Here is a 14,055-nt window from a genome sequence, read left to right on the forward strand (position 1 = left end):
GCCCGGCCCCGCGGGCGGCGCCCGGTCAAGTTCACCCGGATGGTCGCACCGCCCCTGGCCGCTACCCTGGACCGTCGTCCCCAGCAGAACGAGGAGAAGCTCCGTGGAGTACCGCGAACTGTCCGTCCCCGGCGCCTGGGAGATCACGCCCCGTCAGTTCGGTGACCCCCGGGGCGTCTTCCTCGAGTGGTTCAAGGCCGCGCCGTTCGCGGACGCCGCCGGGCACGCGTTCGACCTCCAGCAGGCCAACCTCTCGGTCTCGGCCGCGGGCGTCGTGCGCGGGATCCACTTCGCCGACGTGCCCCCCGGCCAGGCGAAGTACGTCACGTGCGCCAAGGGCGCCGTGCTGGACGTCGTGGTCGACATCCGGGTGGGCTCCCCCACCTTCGGCACGTGGGACGCCGTGCTGCTGGACGACGTCGACCGCCGGGCGATCTACCTCCCCGAGGGCCTCGGTCACGCGTTCATGTCGCTCGAGGACGACTCGACCGTCCTGTACCTCTGCTCGGCCGGCTACTCGCCGGGCCGCGAGCACGGCATCCACCCGCTCGACCCCGAGGTCGGCATCGACTGGCCGACGACGGCCCGCGACGGCAGCCCGATCGAGCCGCAGCTCTCCGACAAGGACGCCGTCGCGCCGTCGCTGGCGCAGGCCCGCGAGCAGGGCCTGCTCCCGACCCAGGAGGACGTGGACGCCTACCTCGCGACCCTGCGTGGTTGAGACGGGCGGCGGGGCGGACGGCTCGACGGGCGTCGTCGCCGTCGTCGTCACGTTCCGGCCGGAGGTCGGGCTGACGTCCGCGCTGCTCGCCGCGCTGGCCCCGCAGGTGGACCGCCTCGTCGTGGTCGACGACGGCAGCCCCGCCGCGACCGTGTCCGCGCTGCGCGCGGCCGCCGACGCGTGCGGTGCGACGCTCCTCGCGACGGGGAGCAACAACGGCATCGCCGCGGCCCAGAACGCCGGCGTCGCGTGGGCGCGCGAGCACGGCGCCCGCGCCGTGCTCCTCTCCGACCAGGACTCGCTGCCGGCCCCGGACATGGTCGCGCGGCTGCTCGGTGGACTGGCCGACGCCCGCGAGCGCGCCGCCGCCGGCCGCGGGAAGCCCGTCGCCGCCGTCGGCCCGGTGACGATGGACGAGCGCAACACGGGTGCCGCGCTCCTCTTCTCCGACCACCGCTGGGGCCCGCGCCGGGCGACGGTCCCGGACGCGGACGGCGCCCTCGTCGAGGCGACCTTCCTCATCGCGTCCGGCTGCCTCGTGCCGATCGAGGTCCTGGACCACGTCGGACCGATGAACGAGGGCTGGTTCATCGACCACATCGACCTCGAGTGGGGCCTGCGCGCCCGCGCGGCCGGGTACGGGCTCTACGGCGTCGTCGGCGCCGCGCTCGCCCACTCCCTCGGCGACCGCACCCAGCGGATCCCGGGTCGCGAGCGCGACGTGCACATCCACTCGCCCGCGCGGAACTACTACATGGCGCGCAACACCGTGCTCCTGATCCGTTCCGGGCTCCTGTCGGCGTGGTGGCGCTGGGGGTATGCCGCCTGGATCACCAAGTACGCGGTCTTCTACGTGCTGGCGGTGCCGCCGCGCGCGCGACGCGCACGGCTGCTGGCGCGCGGCCTGTGGCACGGCGTGCGCGGTCGCGGCGGTCGCCTCGCAGACACCGCCCGCGCGAGGAGCGGGGCCGCATGACCCGGGCCACGGTCCTGATGCTGGCGTACGGCGCCGAGGAGTACCTGCACGACGCCGTCGCCGCGGTGCTCGCGTCGCAGGGCGTCGAGCTCGAGGTCCTCCTCGTCGACAACGGCTGCACGTCCGACGCCGTGCGCACCCTGCCGACCGACCCGCGCCTGCGCGTGCTGACCCCCGAGCGCAACCTCGGGTTCACGGGCGGCATGAACCACGCCGCCCGGCACGCGCCGGCCGGCCCGCTCGTGCTCGTCAACAGCGACGCCGTCGTCGCGCCCGACGCGATCGCCGCGCTGCTGGAGGCGCTCGCCGAGCCCGGGGTGGGCATCGCGGGGGCGTGCGTCGTCCTCGCGGACCGGCCCGACGTGGTGAACTCGGCCGGCAACCCGCTGCACGTCCTCGGCCTGTGCTGGGCGGGCGGGCTCGGTGACCCGGTCGAGCAGCACGCGGTCCCCCGGCCGGTGGCGTCCGCGAGCGGCGCGTGCCTCGCGGTCGACCGGTCGCTGTGGGAGGAGCTCGGCGGGTTCCCGCCCGAGTTCTTCGCCTACATGGAGGACCTCGAGCTGAGCTGGCGCACGTGGCAGCACGGGCGCACGGTCCGGTACGTGCCCCAGGCTCGCGCCGCGCACCACTACGACTTCGGCAGGTCGCCGCTCAAGATGTACCTCCTCGAGCGCAACCGCCTGCTCTTCGTGCTCACCGCCTACGGCGCGCGCACTCTGGCGCTGCTCGCCCTGCCGCTGCTCGCGTTCGAGGTGGCGCTGCTGGCGGTCGCGGTCGCCCAGGGCTGGGGGCGGCAGAAGCTGCGGGGCTGGCGCTGGCTGGTGACCCACCCCCGCACCGTCGCCCGACGCCGCCGCCTGGTCCAGTCGTCCCGGACCGTGCCCGACCGCGACCTCGTCCACCTGATGACCGTCACGTTCGACTCCTCCCAGATGCCGCTGCCGCCCGCCGCGGCCCCGGCCGAGGCCGCGCTGGCGCTGTGGTGGCGGCTCGTGCGGAGGTGGGTGTGAGCACCGGCGCCGTCGACCCGCAGCGGGTGGTGGTCGCCGTGGTGACCGCCTTCCGGCCCGACGAGCGCCTCGCGGAGGTCGTGCGCAGCGCCGCGGACCAGTGCGACCGCGTGCTCGTCGTCGACAACACGCCCACGGGCGAGCCCGGGGCGCAGGACCGGATCGGCGACATCGCCGGCGTCCAGGTCGAGCGCAGCGGCCGCAACCTCGGGCTCGCCGGCGCGCTCAACCTCGGGTCCGGCCTGAGCCGAGACGCCTGGGCGCTGCTGCTGCTCGACCAGGACTCCGCCCTGCCCGCGGGCGCGGTGGCCGCCCTGGCGCGGCACCTCGAGCGCGAGCCCGCCATCGGGGTCGCCACGCCGGTGCCCTGGGACGCCGGCGCGGGCCGGTACCTGGACCCCCGTGCGGCCCGACGCCCCGAGCTGGCGGACCTGGTCGTCGCGATCACGTCCGGCATGCTCGTGCGCCGCACGGTGCTCGACGCGGTCGGACCGTTCCGCGAGGACTTCTTCGTGGACGCGATCGACCAGGACTTCTGCCTGCGCGTGCGGCGCGCGGGCTTCCGCGTGGTGCAGGACCGGACCGTCCCGCTGCCGCACAGCCTGGGCGAGACGCGCTGGCGCGGCTGGGGACCGCTGCGCCTGCGCTCGACGCAGCACCCGACGTGGCGGCTGTACTGGGCCGCGCGCAACGCCGTGGTGCTCGCGCGGGAGAACTGGCGGCGCGAGCCCGTGTGGGTCGCCACGTCCCTCGCGCTCCTCGGGTACGTCGCCCTGACCGTCCTGCTGTTCGAGCCACCGCGCGCCGCGCGGCTGCGTGCCATGGCGCACGGCCTCGCGGACGGCTGGGCGGGCCGCACGGACCCGGCGCAGCGGCCCGGGGGCGCGGCGTGAGCGCGTCCGGCCCCGGCCCGGATCCCGTGCCGGAGGGTGCTGCGGCGCCCTCGCCCGCGGGAGCCGGCAGCTACCGGCGCGACGCCCTGCTCGCCGGGGTCTCCCGGATGGCGCCGCTGGGGGTCCAGCTGGCCGCGACCCCGCTCGTGCTGGCGTCCCTCGGTGAGGGCTCCTTCGCGGCGTGGGCGCTGATGATGACCACGATCAACCTGCTCCTCACGGCCGACCTGGGCGTCGTCGGCATCATGCAGCGGTACCACGGCGTGGCCCTCGGCCGCGGCGACAGCGCCCTCGGCGGCCGGATCACGGCATCGGTCCTGCTCATGCTCGGCGCCCTCCTCGTCCTGGTCACGCTCGCCGGGCCCCTGATCGCGGACGGCGTGCTCGCCGTCGTCGACTTCCCGCCCGACGTGCGGGACCAGGCGCGGCTGCTGTTCCGCCACGCCGGGACCCTGGCCGTGCTGCAGCTGCTCGCCCTGGCCCTGAGCAGCTACCTCGCAGCGCACAGCCGGTTCCTCGCCGTCGCCGGGCTGAGCATCGGGGCGCGTGCCGTGCTGGCGCTCGGCATCGCCGTGGCGCTGCTGGGCGACCACGGCCTGCCCGGGCTGCTGCTCGCCTCCTACGCGGACGCCGTCGTCGCCGTCCTCCTGGGCCTGTGGCTGTGCCGGCACCACCTGCGTCACGACGTCCGCCGACCCACGGACCGCGCCGAGACGAGCGACCTGTGGGCCTACGCGTGGCGCAACCAGGCGAGCGCCCTGGGCTTCGTCGCCCAGCGCGAGCTCGACGTGGTCCTGGCCGGGATCCTGCTGCCGACCGCGGCCCTGGCCAGCATGTCGGCCGCGGCGCCGCTCACCGCGGCCGTCTGCCTCGCGCCGTCCGTCCTGCTCACGCCCCTCTTCACCCGGCTCAGCGTCCAGGCGGGTGCCGACCCCGCCGGGCTTCCGCGCGCGGCGGCCGACGCCGAGCGCGCGTGGTTCGCCCTCGCGCTGCCCTTCGGCGCCGTGGTGCTCGCGGTGCTCCCGTTCGCCGCGGCCGCCTGGCTCGGGCCCGAGCTCGTCGACGTCACCGAGGTGACCGCGCTCCTCGCGGCGGGCTTCCTGCTGACGCTGGTCACATCCGTCCGCGCGATCCTCGTGCGGGCCGCCGGGAGGCCCGGCCTCGAGTCGCGCTCCTACGCCGTGTACGCCGTGGTCAAGATCGCGGCCGGCTGGGCTCTCGCCATGACCTTCGGCCTCCTGGGCCTGGCGGCGGCCGGCGTGCTCGCCGCCGTCGCGGCCATGGTGGTCCTGCGCCGCGGTGCCGGCGCCCTGATGTCCGGGGGCCCGTCGGCGGCGCCCGCCCGTTCGACGTGGCTGGTCTCCGGTGCCGTCCTCGTCGTGGCCGGTGCGGCGTCGTGGTGGGTGAGCACCGCCGTCGACGGGCGCTGGGCCGTCCTGGGCCTGCTCGTGGTGATCGGCGCGGCGGCCGGAGCCACCGCCCTCGCGGCGTCGAGGCGCCGGTCCCCCGGTACGGCCCCACGGTAGTCTGCAGCCCGTGCCGCCCGACCCGCTCCACCGCCTGCTCGTCGTCATCCCGGCCTGGAACGAAGAGGACTCGCTCCCGGGCGTGCTCGCGGAGATCGACGCCGTCCGTGCCGCCGAGCCGGGGCTGGCCGGCCTCGACGTGCTCGTCGTCAGCGACGGGTCGCGCGACCGCACGGTCGAGGCGGCGCGGGCGCACGGCGCCGCGGTCCTCGACCTGCCCATCAACCTCGGCGTCGGGGGCGCCATGCGGGCCGGGTTCAAGTACGCCTACCGCAGGGGCTACGACGCCGTCGTGCAGCTCGACGCGGACGGCCAGCACGACCCTGCCGCCATCCCGGACCTGCTGCGCACCGCGCGCGCCGAGCACGCCGACGTCGTCATCGGTGCGCGCTTCGCCGGGGCGGGCACGTACACCGCGCGGGGCCCGCGCCGTGCCGCGATGCACGTGCTGTCGGTCGTCCTGTCGCGGGTCACCCGGACCCGGCTGACGGACACGACGTCCGGCTTCAAGCTCGCCGGCCCCCGCGCGCTCCCGCTCTTCGCCGCCGAGTACCCCGCGGAGTACCTCGGCGACACCGTCGAGTCCCTCGTCATCGCGGCGCGCGCCGGCCTGGTGGTCCGCCAGGTGCCGGTCGCGATGCGGGCCCGCCAGGGCGGCACGCCGTCGCACGGCCCGATCAAGGCCGCGGTCTTCCTGCTCCGGGCGCTGCTCGCCCTGCTGATCGCGCTGACCCGGCCCACGAGCCGCCTCACCCACGCCCGCGTCGCCGCGGAGGAGAACCCGTGAACGGCTACACCACTGCCCTCGTGGCCTCGCTGGTCACCGTCGGCGCGATCGTCTTCCTCATGCGCTCGCGCCGGATCCGCGAGAAGTACGCGGCCGCGTGGATCACGCTCGCGTTCGCCGTCGTGGTGCTCGGCGCCTTCCCCGACGTGCTGGGGCACCTGGCGCGCTTCCTCGGCGTGCAGACTCCCGTGAACCTGCTGTTCCTCGTGAGCGGCCTCATCCTGCTCATCGTCTGCGTGCAGTTCAGCGTCGAGATCTCCCAGCTCGAGGAGGAGACGCGGACCCTCGCCGAGGAGATCGCACTGCTCCGCCGCGACGTCGAGGAGGGCCTCGCCGCCGTCCGTGCCTCGTCCGGGGAGCCCGGGCCGGCGGCCCCGCCTCAGCCGTAGAACGCCTCGAGCACCAGGAGCAGGCCCAGCAGGTTGAGCCCCACCATCCCCGCCGCGATCGCGATCATGACCGCCGGGGCCGGGAGGCGACCGCGCCCGAAGCGCTCCGCGAGCAGCGCCGGGGCGGCGAGGAACGCGGGGACGGCCAGCAGCGCGTAGCGCCCCTGCAGGAGGTCGTGCTGCCCGGTGGACGCGTAGTAGACCCACGCCGCCGCGTACAGGGTCGCCACGATCCCGACGATCGTCACCGTGACCATCAGGAGCCGCACGTCGACGGGCAGCGGGCCGCCCGGGACCGCAGCGGTCCGGGGCCCGTCGCCCGCGCCCGGTCGGGCGCCCGCCGCCCGCGCCCGCCACCCTCGCAGCAGTGTCACCAGCGCGACCACGGCCCACGCCGCGAGGCCGAGTGCGAGGAGCACCAGCCCCCAGAAGATCACCGACTGCACCGCCGTCGGGAGCGGGATCCGGACCCAGCCGAAGTTGCCCCACAGCTGGTTGGCCCACACCGTGCGCAGCGCCTGCTGCCCGCCCCCGAAGTTCGTGAGGAGGAAGTCCCGAACGGTCTGCCCGGTCGCGCGCTGCTCGGGTACCTCGGAGGTGTTGAGCTCCAGGCGCGCGGCGTTGAGCGTCCAGAGCCCGTAGGTCAGCAGGAAGCCGAGCACGACGAGGCCCGCCTCCCCGGCGAGGACCCGCAGCGAGCGCTCGCGGAAGCGGACCTTGCCGACGAGCCAGCCGACCCCGAGCGGGACGGCGCACGCGATCGCGAACGGCTTGCCGAGCAGGGCAGCGCCGATGACGACCCCGGCGAGCAGCGCGAGCCGCGGTGCTCGCCCGCGGGCGGCCAGCTCCAGCCCCACGAGCAGCGCGGCGAAGCCGGCTGTCACGACCCACCCGTCGTTGTTCACGATCGCGAACTGGTGGGCCACCATCGGCTGCATGACGCCGGCCACCGCGAAGGCGCCCTGCGCGGCGCCGCTGGCGGGGAAGAGCCGCCGACCGATGAGCACCAGCAGCACCGCCGCCGCGGCACCGAGCAGCACGCTCCAGAGCCGGACGAGCGCGATCTGGCTGAGGATGTCGTCGCCGCCCGCCTCGTACAGCGGCACGCCGGGCAGGTAGTAGAAGGGCGCGTACATGCTCCCGGGGCCGCCGCCACCGCCCGTCGGCGAGAGGTCCTCGACCTCCTCGAGCGTGCGCTCCTCGCCGCCCGGCGAGTAGTCGGGCCGGTCGCCCGGCGTGGTCGACTCGACGTTGAGCGCCTCGATCGTGCCGTGCAGGCGCTCGCTGAAGATCTCCCGGTTCTCGACGTGGCCCGGGAACTCGCCCTCCTCGGCGAGGTGCTGGACGTAGGCGAAGTGCGCCGGCTCGTCCATGCCCTCGAGCGCCGGCACCGCCGCCGACCAGATCAGGCCCCGCACCACCGCGAGCAGGGCCACCAGGACGACCAGCGTCCGCGTCGAGCGCAGGGCCAGGGGGCCGAGGGAGACCAGGGCGCCGAGGAGCACGACGAGCCCGGCGAAGACGCCGGCGCTCCCCCACGCCGGCCCGTACGCCGCGAGCCGCTCGAGGGTCCTGCCGATGTGGTCCCACTGGTGCGGCTGCGGGTCGTACTCGGGCCGCACGGCCGCGCTCAGCGTCTCGTCCTCCACCCCGTCCACGATCACGGGCAGCGCCTCGCCGTCCGGCGCGCCGGCCCACACGACCGCGCCCTGACCTGCGCCGTCGTCCACCCGCTCGACGACGAGGTCGAACGTCTCCCCCTGCGAGTCCTCGAGCGGTGCGAACTCCAGCACCTGCAACCGGCCGCTGTCGGCGAGGTCGGAGCACGCCCAGTCCCGCTCCGCGACCTGCGGCCCCGTCCCGGGCTCGGCGCCCGGCTCGCGCTCGTGCAGCGAGATCTCCAGGTCGCACTGCGCCGAGCCGAAGTAGGTGCCGAAGGTGACGTAGACCGCCGCGAGCCGGTCCTCCGTCGCGACGAAGGGCTGGACCAGCGGCTCGCCCGGCTCGAGCTCGGGCAGGACCGTCGTGGTCGTGATGTTCGTCGTGGTGTCGCCGACGACCTTGCCGCCGGGCAGCGCCAGGAGCGCGACGACCAGCGCGACGAACGCCACGAGGATCGCCACCGCCGCCGTCCGCCGACGGCGCCCCGAGGTCGCCACCGCCTGCTCCGCGGGGTCACCCGGCGCCGGCACGCGCGGTGTCGTGCGGTCCGGGGCGCCGAGGTCGGTGGCAACGTCAGAGCGCTCGTGCGCCATCAAGGTCCTCTCACCTGGGGCGGGGGCGGTCGCGCGACCGCGTCCGCGGGCAGGGCAGGGCAGGGCAGGGCAAGCCTAGGCGACGGCGACCCCCCGGCCCGCTATCCGGGCGGGCGTCCTGGGCGCCCGGAGCCCGGCCGCGTCAGTGGAAGTAGCCGACCGCGTCGAGGATCAGGTGCGAGGTGCCCTGGTCGTTGTAGAGGCTCACGCGCCCCCCCGCACCGACCGGGACGACGACGGCGTTGGCCTGGGTCCTGCCGCTGCCGCTGTTGACGTCCGACGTCGGCGTCAGCGGGAGTCCTGCGGGCCACAGCCGCGCGTGCGTGACCGGCGCGCTCTGGTTCACCGCGGTGAGGGTGCCGGCCACGGCCTTGGCGTTCGCGGGGACCTGGCCCCCGGTCACGAGGACGGACCGCACCTCGCGGGGGCCGAAGGGCGCGCCCGAGCGCGTGTCCAGCAGCCGCGAGGGCTGGATGGGGGTGAACAGCGTGCCGGTCACCACGCCGGGCTGCGCGTACCACCCCACGACGTCGACGACGGCGTGCGCCCCCGCCCCCTTGAGCGTCAGCGAGATCTTGCCGTCGACGACCGGCACGACCGCGCGGTTGGCGACGTCGGCGCCGGGGGCGAGGTTGACCGTCGAGGTCGCGGGCAGCGCGCCCGAGCCGTACGCGACGACGTAGCCGTTGCCCGACGCGCGGGTCGAGGTCACGTTGACGGTCACGGCGCCCAGCGAGGACGCGGGCACGCCGAGCACCGTCGCCACGTCCACCACGCGGGTGGCGCCGTCGGTCAGCGGTGCGCCCGACCGCGAGTCGAAGGCTCGCACCGGGTCGACGGGGGTGAACCGCGCGGAGCCGCCCAGGTCGGTCGTGTAGTAGCCGAGCACGTCGACCAGGTAGTGCGTGGTCCCGGCGGCGTTGAAGATGCTGATCTTGCCGTCGCCGCCCACGCCGACCGTGACCATGCTGGCCTGCGTCCGGCGGGCGTCCGTGTTGAGCACGGAGGCCCCGGGCATCGGGAGTCCCGCGGGCCAGATGCGCAGGTGCGTGTCCGTGACGGCCCCGACGGCGGTGACGTTGAGCACGACGGCCGTCACACCCGACGTCGGGACGCCTGCCCGGCCGAGCACGGTGACGTCGGCGCGCTGGCCGGCACCGAGCGACTGCACCGTCGTCCTCGTGTCCACGAGCCGCGTCGGCGTCACGGGCACGTAGCCCGCGTTCGCGACGAGCGGCACCGCGGCGACCGGGGGCGGGTCCGCCGGACGGCGCACGGTCACCGTCGTGCGGAACGGCGCCGTGGTGGCGCCGGCCGCGTCCGTCCCGGTGAGGGTGAGGTCGTAGGTCCCCGGTCCGACGTAGGCCGGCTCACCCGCGGGGCGCGGGGCGTAGGTGCCGAACCAGGTCGCGTTGAAGCGCTGTCCCGCGGCGGCGGTGCCCGTGGTCGTCAGGACGGTGCGGCGGCTGCTGCGGTCCACGACCGAGAGCGTCCACGTGAGGGCGGTGCTCGCGGTCGCCCCGATGCTCATCTGGGATCCGTGGTCGATCGTCGTCGCGGAGACGCCGACGCCCTCCAGCGTGGGCGTCGTGGACCGCGGCCGCCACCAGCTGGACAGGAGGCCGAACGACGGGCTGTTGATCGTGGCGTTGCCCGTGCTGCACTCGACCCGCGCCCTCGTCACCCGGCCGCCCAGCTCCCCCGAGCCGGTGCGGCTCACGACGACGAGGTTGCGCAGGGTGCCGCCGGACGGGCAGGACTGCGCGACGCGCGAGACGCTCAGCGTGCCGGACCACCGGGTCTTGTCGTCCCCGGGCGCGGTGCCCGACCAGGGATCGGCCTTGGAGACCTGGTACGGCAGCGTGCTCGCCGTCGTCCATCCGCCGTTGGACGAGGAGAACTCCGTGAACGCGACCTTGCCGCCGTAGGTCTGGATGCGCCCGGCCGTGGCGGCGATGGCCGCGTTCGTCGACGCGGCCTCGTAGGACGTGGTCAGCGACCCCGCGGCGTTGGCCGCACCGCGTCCCGAGTACACCTGGCACGCGGTCGTGTCGCACAGCGCGCTGCCGTTCATGACCTTGTACCAGGCGTACGAGCGCGCCGCGACGGACTGCGCCTGCAGCGCCGCCGGTGCCCAGCTCGAGGGCGACTCGCGCGGGACGACGCTCTTGAGGTAGTCGTCCATGGGCAGCGAGTTCGTGAGGTTGAAGCCGACGCCGCTCGTCGGCACCACCCGCAGGTCACCGCGGTACCACGTGCCGCTCGTCGCCGTCGGGGAGGCCGCGACGACCATGCCGTACTCCTGCTGCGACTCGAACCGCAGCGTGCCGGTGTAGGTGCGCGTCTCGGTCACCGCGCCACCCGGGACCGAGCGCCGCTGCGCCGTGACGCTCTGCCCCGAGACGGTGACGGTCCAGCGGCCGGGCGGGAGGACCTGCTCCTTGTTGATCTCCCCCATCCGGATCGGGCGGTTCTCCGGGCTCCACACCGTGACCGACGTGGTCGGGGTGTACGCGGTGAGGGCCACCGTGACGTACTGGCCGGCGATCGTCCCCGGCGTCGTGCCGGGGTAGTAGAAGGCCAGGATCTCGTCAGCCGATCGCCCCTGGAGCCCAGCACCCTGGGCGCCCCACTGCGACATGCCGCGGCCGTGGCCCCAGGCGCGGCCGTCGACCGTCCACTGGCCGGAGGCGGGTGCGGGGTAGACCTCCTCGGCGGCCGTGGCCGTGGGGGCGCCGGCGAGGCCGACGAGCCCGGCGGCCAGCAGGGCTGTCGCGGTCACGGAGGCGAGGACTCGACGCAGAGGGTGCACGGAGGTCATTTCGTCAGGCGCTGGGCGCAGATGAGGACTCGGGCGGTCCGGACGCCTCGGTTCAGGCGCCCCGCCGGGCCACCTGCACCACCTTACGGACGAGCGCGGTCGGGCCACCGGCGCGCAGCACGCGGCGCGCCGCCACGAGCCGCTGACCCACGGGGGTGCCGAGCAGGGAGGCGCGCAGCCCGCCCTCGCCCGCGCGCGGCAGGCCCGGGTGCGGCTCGAGCCAGCCCTCGACCGCGTCGAGCGGCTCGTCGTCGAGGACGGGCTCCCACGCGCCGGCCTCCCGCGGGCCGGCCGCGCGACGGATCCGGGCCGCCTCCCGCAGCACCTCGAGGTAGCGCGCGCCCTGGGTGTGCGGGCCCCAGCGCAGCAGCGCCTCGCGGCGCGCCGCGGCCCCGATCCGCCGCCGCAGCAGGGCGTCGTCGAGGAGGCGGGTCAGGCCGTCGACCCACTCCTCGTGCGTCGAGGCGAGGATCCCGGTGCGCCCGTCCTCGATGGCCTCCGCGAACGGCTGGGTGGGTGACGCGACCGTCGGCGTCTCCGTCAGGGCGGCCTCGAGCCACTTGATCGCGGACTTGGCCTCGTTGAACCGGCTGCCGAGCACGAGCGGCGCCAGGTTGACGTCGACCTGGCGCAGCCGCCCCGGCAGCTCGGTCCACGGGAGCATCGGCAGCCGGCGGACGCGCGCGGCGAACGGCTCCAGGGCCGGACCGGTCGTGAGGAAGCCTCCGAGCCAGAGCTCGACGCCCGGGTGCGCGGCGAGCACCTCGACGACGGCGGGCTCGATGACCGCCCAGTCGGCGTCGTGCGTGTTGGTCCCGCTGAAGTAGCCGATGCGCAGGGGGCCCGGCGTCCGGTCGCGCGCGATCTCCCGCTCGCTGAGGCGTGCGAGGTCCGCGCCGACCCCGTTCGCGAAGCGGAACGCGGTCAGGCCGGTCGTGCGCGTCGCGTGCGCGCAGAGCTCCTCGGTGCTGCCGACGTAGGCGTCGCACAGCTCCATGGTGGTGCGGTAGCGCGCGACCCCGCGCCACCACAGCTCCTGCTCGTCCTGCGAGAGCACGTCCAGGCCGTGCACCTGGCCCCGCAGGTCGGGGTCGAAGATCAGGTCGTCGATGTCGAAGAGCACCGGCACGGGACGGGGGCGGGCACGCACGCCCGCCACCAGGTCCACGACCTGCGACGTGGCGGGGACGCGGTAGAGCACGACGGCGTCGGCCTCGGCCGCGAGGTCGACGATCGAGGGGTCGCGGTAGTGACGCACGTCGGCGTGCACGCCGTGCAGCCGCAGCGCCTCGGCGGGCAGGTGGCCGCGGTAGCGCAGTGCTGCCCCCCGGATGCCGACGACGACGAGCACGCGGCCGAGCAGCGACTCCTCGGCCTCGAGCACGTCCGGGGACGTCAGCAGCGCCTCGGCCGGCAGCGGGCCGGGGTCCCTCGTCAGCTCGCCGTAGAGCTCCTCGAGGCCGTCCACCTGGTCCTCGAACCGGCGCACGGGCGCCGTCGCGCCCGCCGCCCGCAGGCGTGCCACGGTCGCGGGGTCGGCCGCGAGCCGGCGCAGCGCCGCGGCGAGGGATTCGGCGTCGGCCGCCGGCACGACCAGGCCGTTGACGCCGTCCTCGACGGCCTCCTCGGGCCCGAGGGTGTCGGTGCACACGACGGCGAGGCCCGCACCGAGCGCCTCGCGCGTGAGGATCGAGTGCGACTCGCGCATCACCGACGGCAGGACCAGCACGTCGTGCGCCGCCATGACGTCGGCCATCTCCGCGCGCGAGTACGCGGGCCGGGCGCGCACCGACGGGGGCAGCGCACGGTCCGGCCCGACGCCGTAGAGGTCGAGCGTCCACGTGCCGTCCGCCGGCAGCCGCCGCGCGGCCGCCAGCAGCACGTCGAGCCCTTTCATCGGGTCCGGGCCGCCGGCGAACATGAAGCGCACGGGTCCGTCCGCGCGCCCCTCCTCCCCGGCCGGGGCCCCGGGCGCACGCGCGACCTCGATCTCCGCGTCGGGCAGCCCGTTCTCGTCGACCCGCAGCCGACGCTCGTCGACGCCGTTGGCGACCAGCACGCGCGCCGCGCTGCGCGACGGCGCCAGGATGACGTCGGCATCCGCGAGCATGGGCTGGAGCACGGCGTTGCGGCGCTCGAGCCAGCGGTGGCCCCCCGCGCACGGGCACGCGCCGCAGTCGACCACGAGGCTGCACGGCTGCATGTCCGGGGCGACGAGGAACTGCCGCGCGCAGGTCCACCAGAAGTCGTGCATCGTCACGACGACGGCCGCCCCCGATCGCTTCGCCGCGCGCACCAGCCCACCGCCCAGGGTCTGGAGCGAGTGCAGGTGCACCACGTCGGGCCGCACGTCCTCGAGCCACTCGGCGAAGTCGCTCGTCACCGCGGCGTTGACCGTGTTCTTCGGGTCCGCCCACGCGGTCCAGGGCGTGGTGACGACCCAGCGGACCTGGACGCCGGCCTCGTCGGTCTCGACCCAGGTGTCCAGCGGTTCGCGGTCGGCGTCGAGGTGCCCCGCGTACACGTGGACCTCGTGGCCGCGGGCGACCAGGCTGCGCGCGATGCGCTGCGGGACGAGCGTGCCTCCGCTGACGAGATTCGGGGGGTAGTGAGCGGAGACCTGGACGACGCGCACCAGGCCACTGTAGAGGCTGGACCGCAAGGGCCTCGCTCACCG

The 14,055-nt window shown here is 75.5% G+C and carries 10 protein-coding genes; 7 read left to right on the top strand and 3 right to left on the bottom strand.

Annotation, left to right across the window (positions count from 1 at the left end):
- Positions 1–103: 103 nt before the first annotated feature.
- Genes H2O74_RS11785 through H2O74_RS11815 form a run of 7 tightly spaced genes read left to right on the top strand, consistent with a single transcriptional unit; the run spans position 104 to position 6,302 of the window.
- Positions 104–721: a dTDP-4-dehydrorhamnose 3,5-epimerase family protein gene (locus tag H2O74_RS11785; RefSeq protein ID WP_182111762.1), complete on the top strand. Its 618-nt coding sequence runs from the start codon at positions 104–106 to the stop codon at positions 719–721.
- Positions 714–1,697, top strand: coding sequence for a glycosyltransferase family 2 protein (locus H2O74_RS11790; protein WP_182111763.1), 984 nt, complete (start codon positions 714–716; stop codon positions 1,695–1,697). The genes H2O74_RS11785 and H2O74_RS11790 overlap by 8 nt, the downstream gene beginning before the upstream one ends.
- On the top strand, positions 1,694–2,707 hold the full coding sequence (locus H2O74_RS11795; protein ID WP_182111764.1) for a glycosyltransferase family 2 protein: 1,014 nt from the start codon (positions 1,694–1,696) through the stop codon (positions 2,705–2,707). The genes H2O74_RS11790 and H2O74_RS11795 overlap by 4 nt, the downstream gene beginning before the upstream one ends.
- Positions 2,704–3,600, top strand: coding sequence for a glycosyltransferase (locus H2O74_RS11800; protein ID WP_182111765.1), 897 nt, complete (start codon positions 2,704–2,706; stop codon positions 3,598–3,600). Before H2O74_RS11795 ends, H2O74_RS11800 begins: the two co-directional genes overlap by 4 nt.
- Positions 3,597–5,126: a lipopolysaccharide biosynthesis protein gene (locus tag H2O74_RS11805; RefSeq protein WP_182111766.1), complete on the top strand. Its 1,530-nt coding sequence runs from the start codon at positions 3,597–3,599 to the stop codon at positions 5,124–5,126. Before H2O74_RS11800 ends, H2O74_RS11805 begins: the two co-directional genes overlap by 4 nt.
- Positions 5,127–5,136: 10 nt before the next feature.
- Positions 5,137–5,913 carry a glycosyltransferase family 2 protein gene (locus H2O74_RS11810; protein ID WP_182111767.1) on the top strand — a complete coding sequence of 259 codons (777 nt, stop codon included), beginning with the start codon at positions 5,137–5,139 and terminating at the stop codon, positions 5,911–5,913.
- Positions 5,910–6,302: a DUF2304 domain-containing protein gene (locus H2O74_RS11815; protein ID WP_182111768.1), complete on the top strand. Its 393-nt coding sequence runs from the start codon at positions 5,910–5,912 to the stop codon at positions 6,300–6,302. The genes H2O74_RS11810 and H2O74_RS11815 overlap by 4 nt, the downstream gene beginning before the upstream one ends.
- On the opposite strand, the gene H2O74_RS11820 is transcribed toward H2O74_RS11815, so the two are convergent.
- The 3 genes from H2O74_RS11820 to H2O74_RS11830 form a co-directional block, all read right to left on the bottom strand.
- Positions 6,293–8,557: a DUF2142 domain-containing protein gene (locus H2O74_RS11820; RefSeq protein WP_182111769.1), complete on the bottom strand. Its 2,265-nt coding sequence runs from the start codon at positions 8,555–8,557 to the stop codon at positions 6,293–6,295. The genes H2O74_RS11815 and H2O74_RS11820 overlap by 10 nt on opposite strands.
- Positions 8,558–8,699: 142 nt before the next feature.
- On the bottom strand, positions 8,700–11,339 hold the full coding sequence (locus H2O74_RS11825) for a SpoIID/LytB domain-containing protein (protein ID WP_182111770.1): 2,640 nt from the start codon (positions 11,337–11,339) through the stop codon (positions 8,700–8,702).
- A gap of 91 nt (positions 11,340–11,430) precedes the next feature.
- Positions 11,431–14,013, bottom strand: coding sequence for a glycosyltransferase (locus H2O74_RS11830; protein WP_182111771.1), 2,583 nt, complete (start codon positions 14,011–14,013; stop codon positions 11,431–11,433).
- Positions 14,014–14,055: the final 42 nt, after the last annotated feature.

The organism is Actinotalea sp. JY-7876 (genome assembly GCF_014042015.1).
Classification (GTDB): Bacteria; Actinomycetota; Actinomycetes; order Actinomycetales; family Cellulomonadaceae; genus Actinotalea.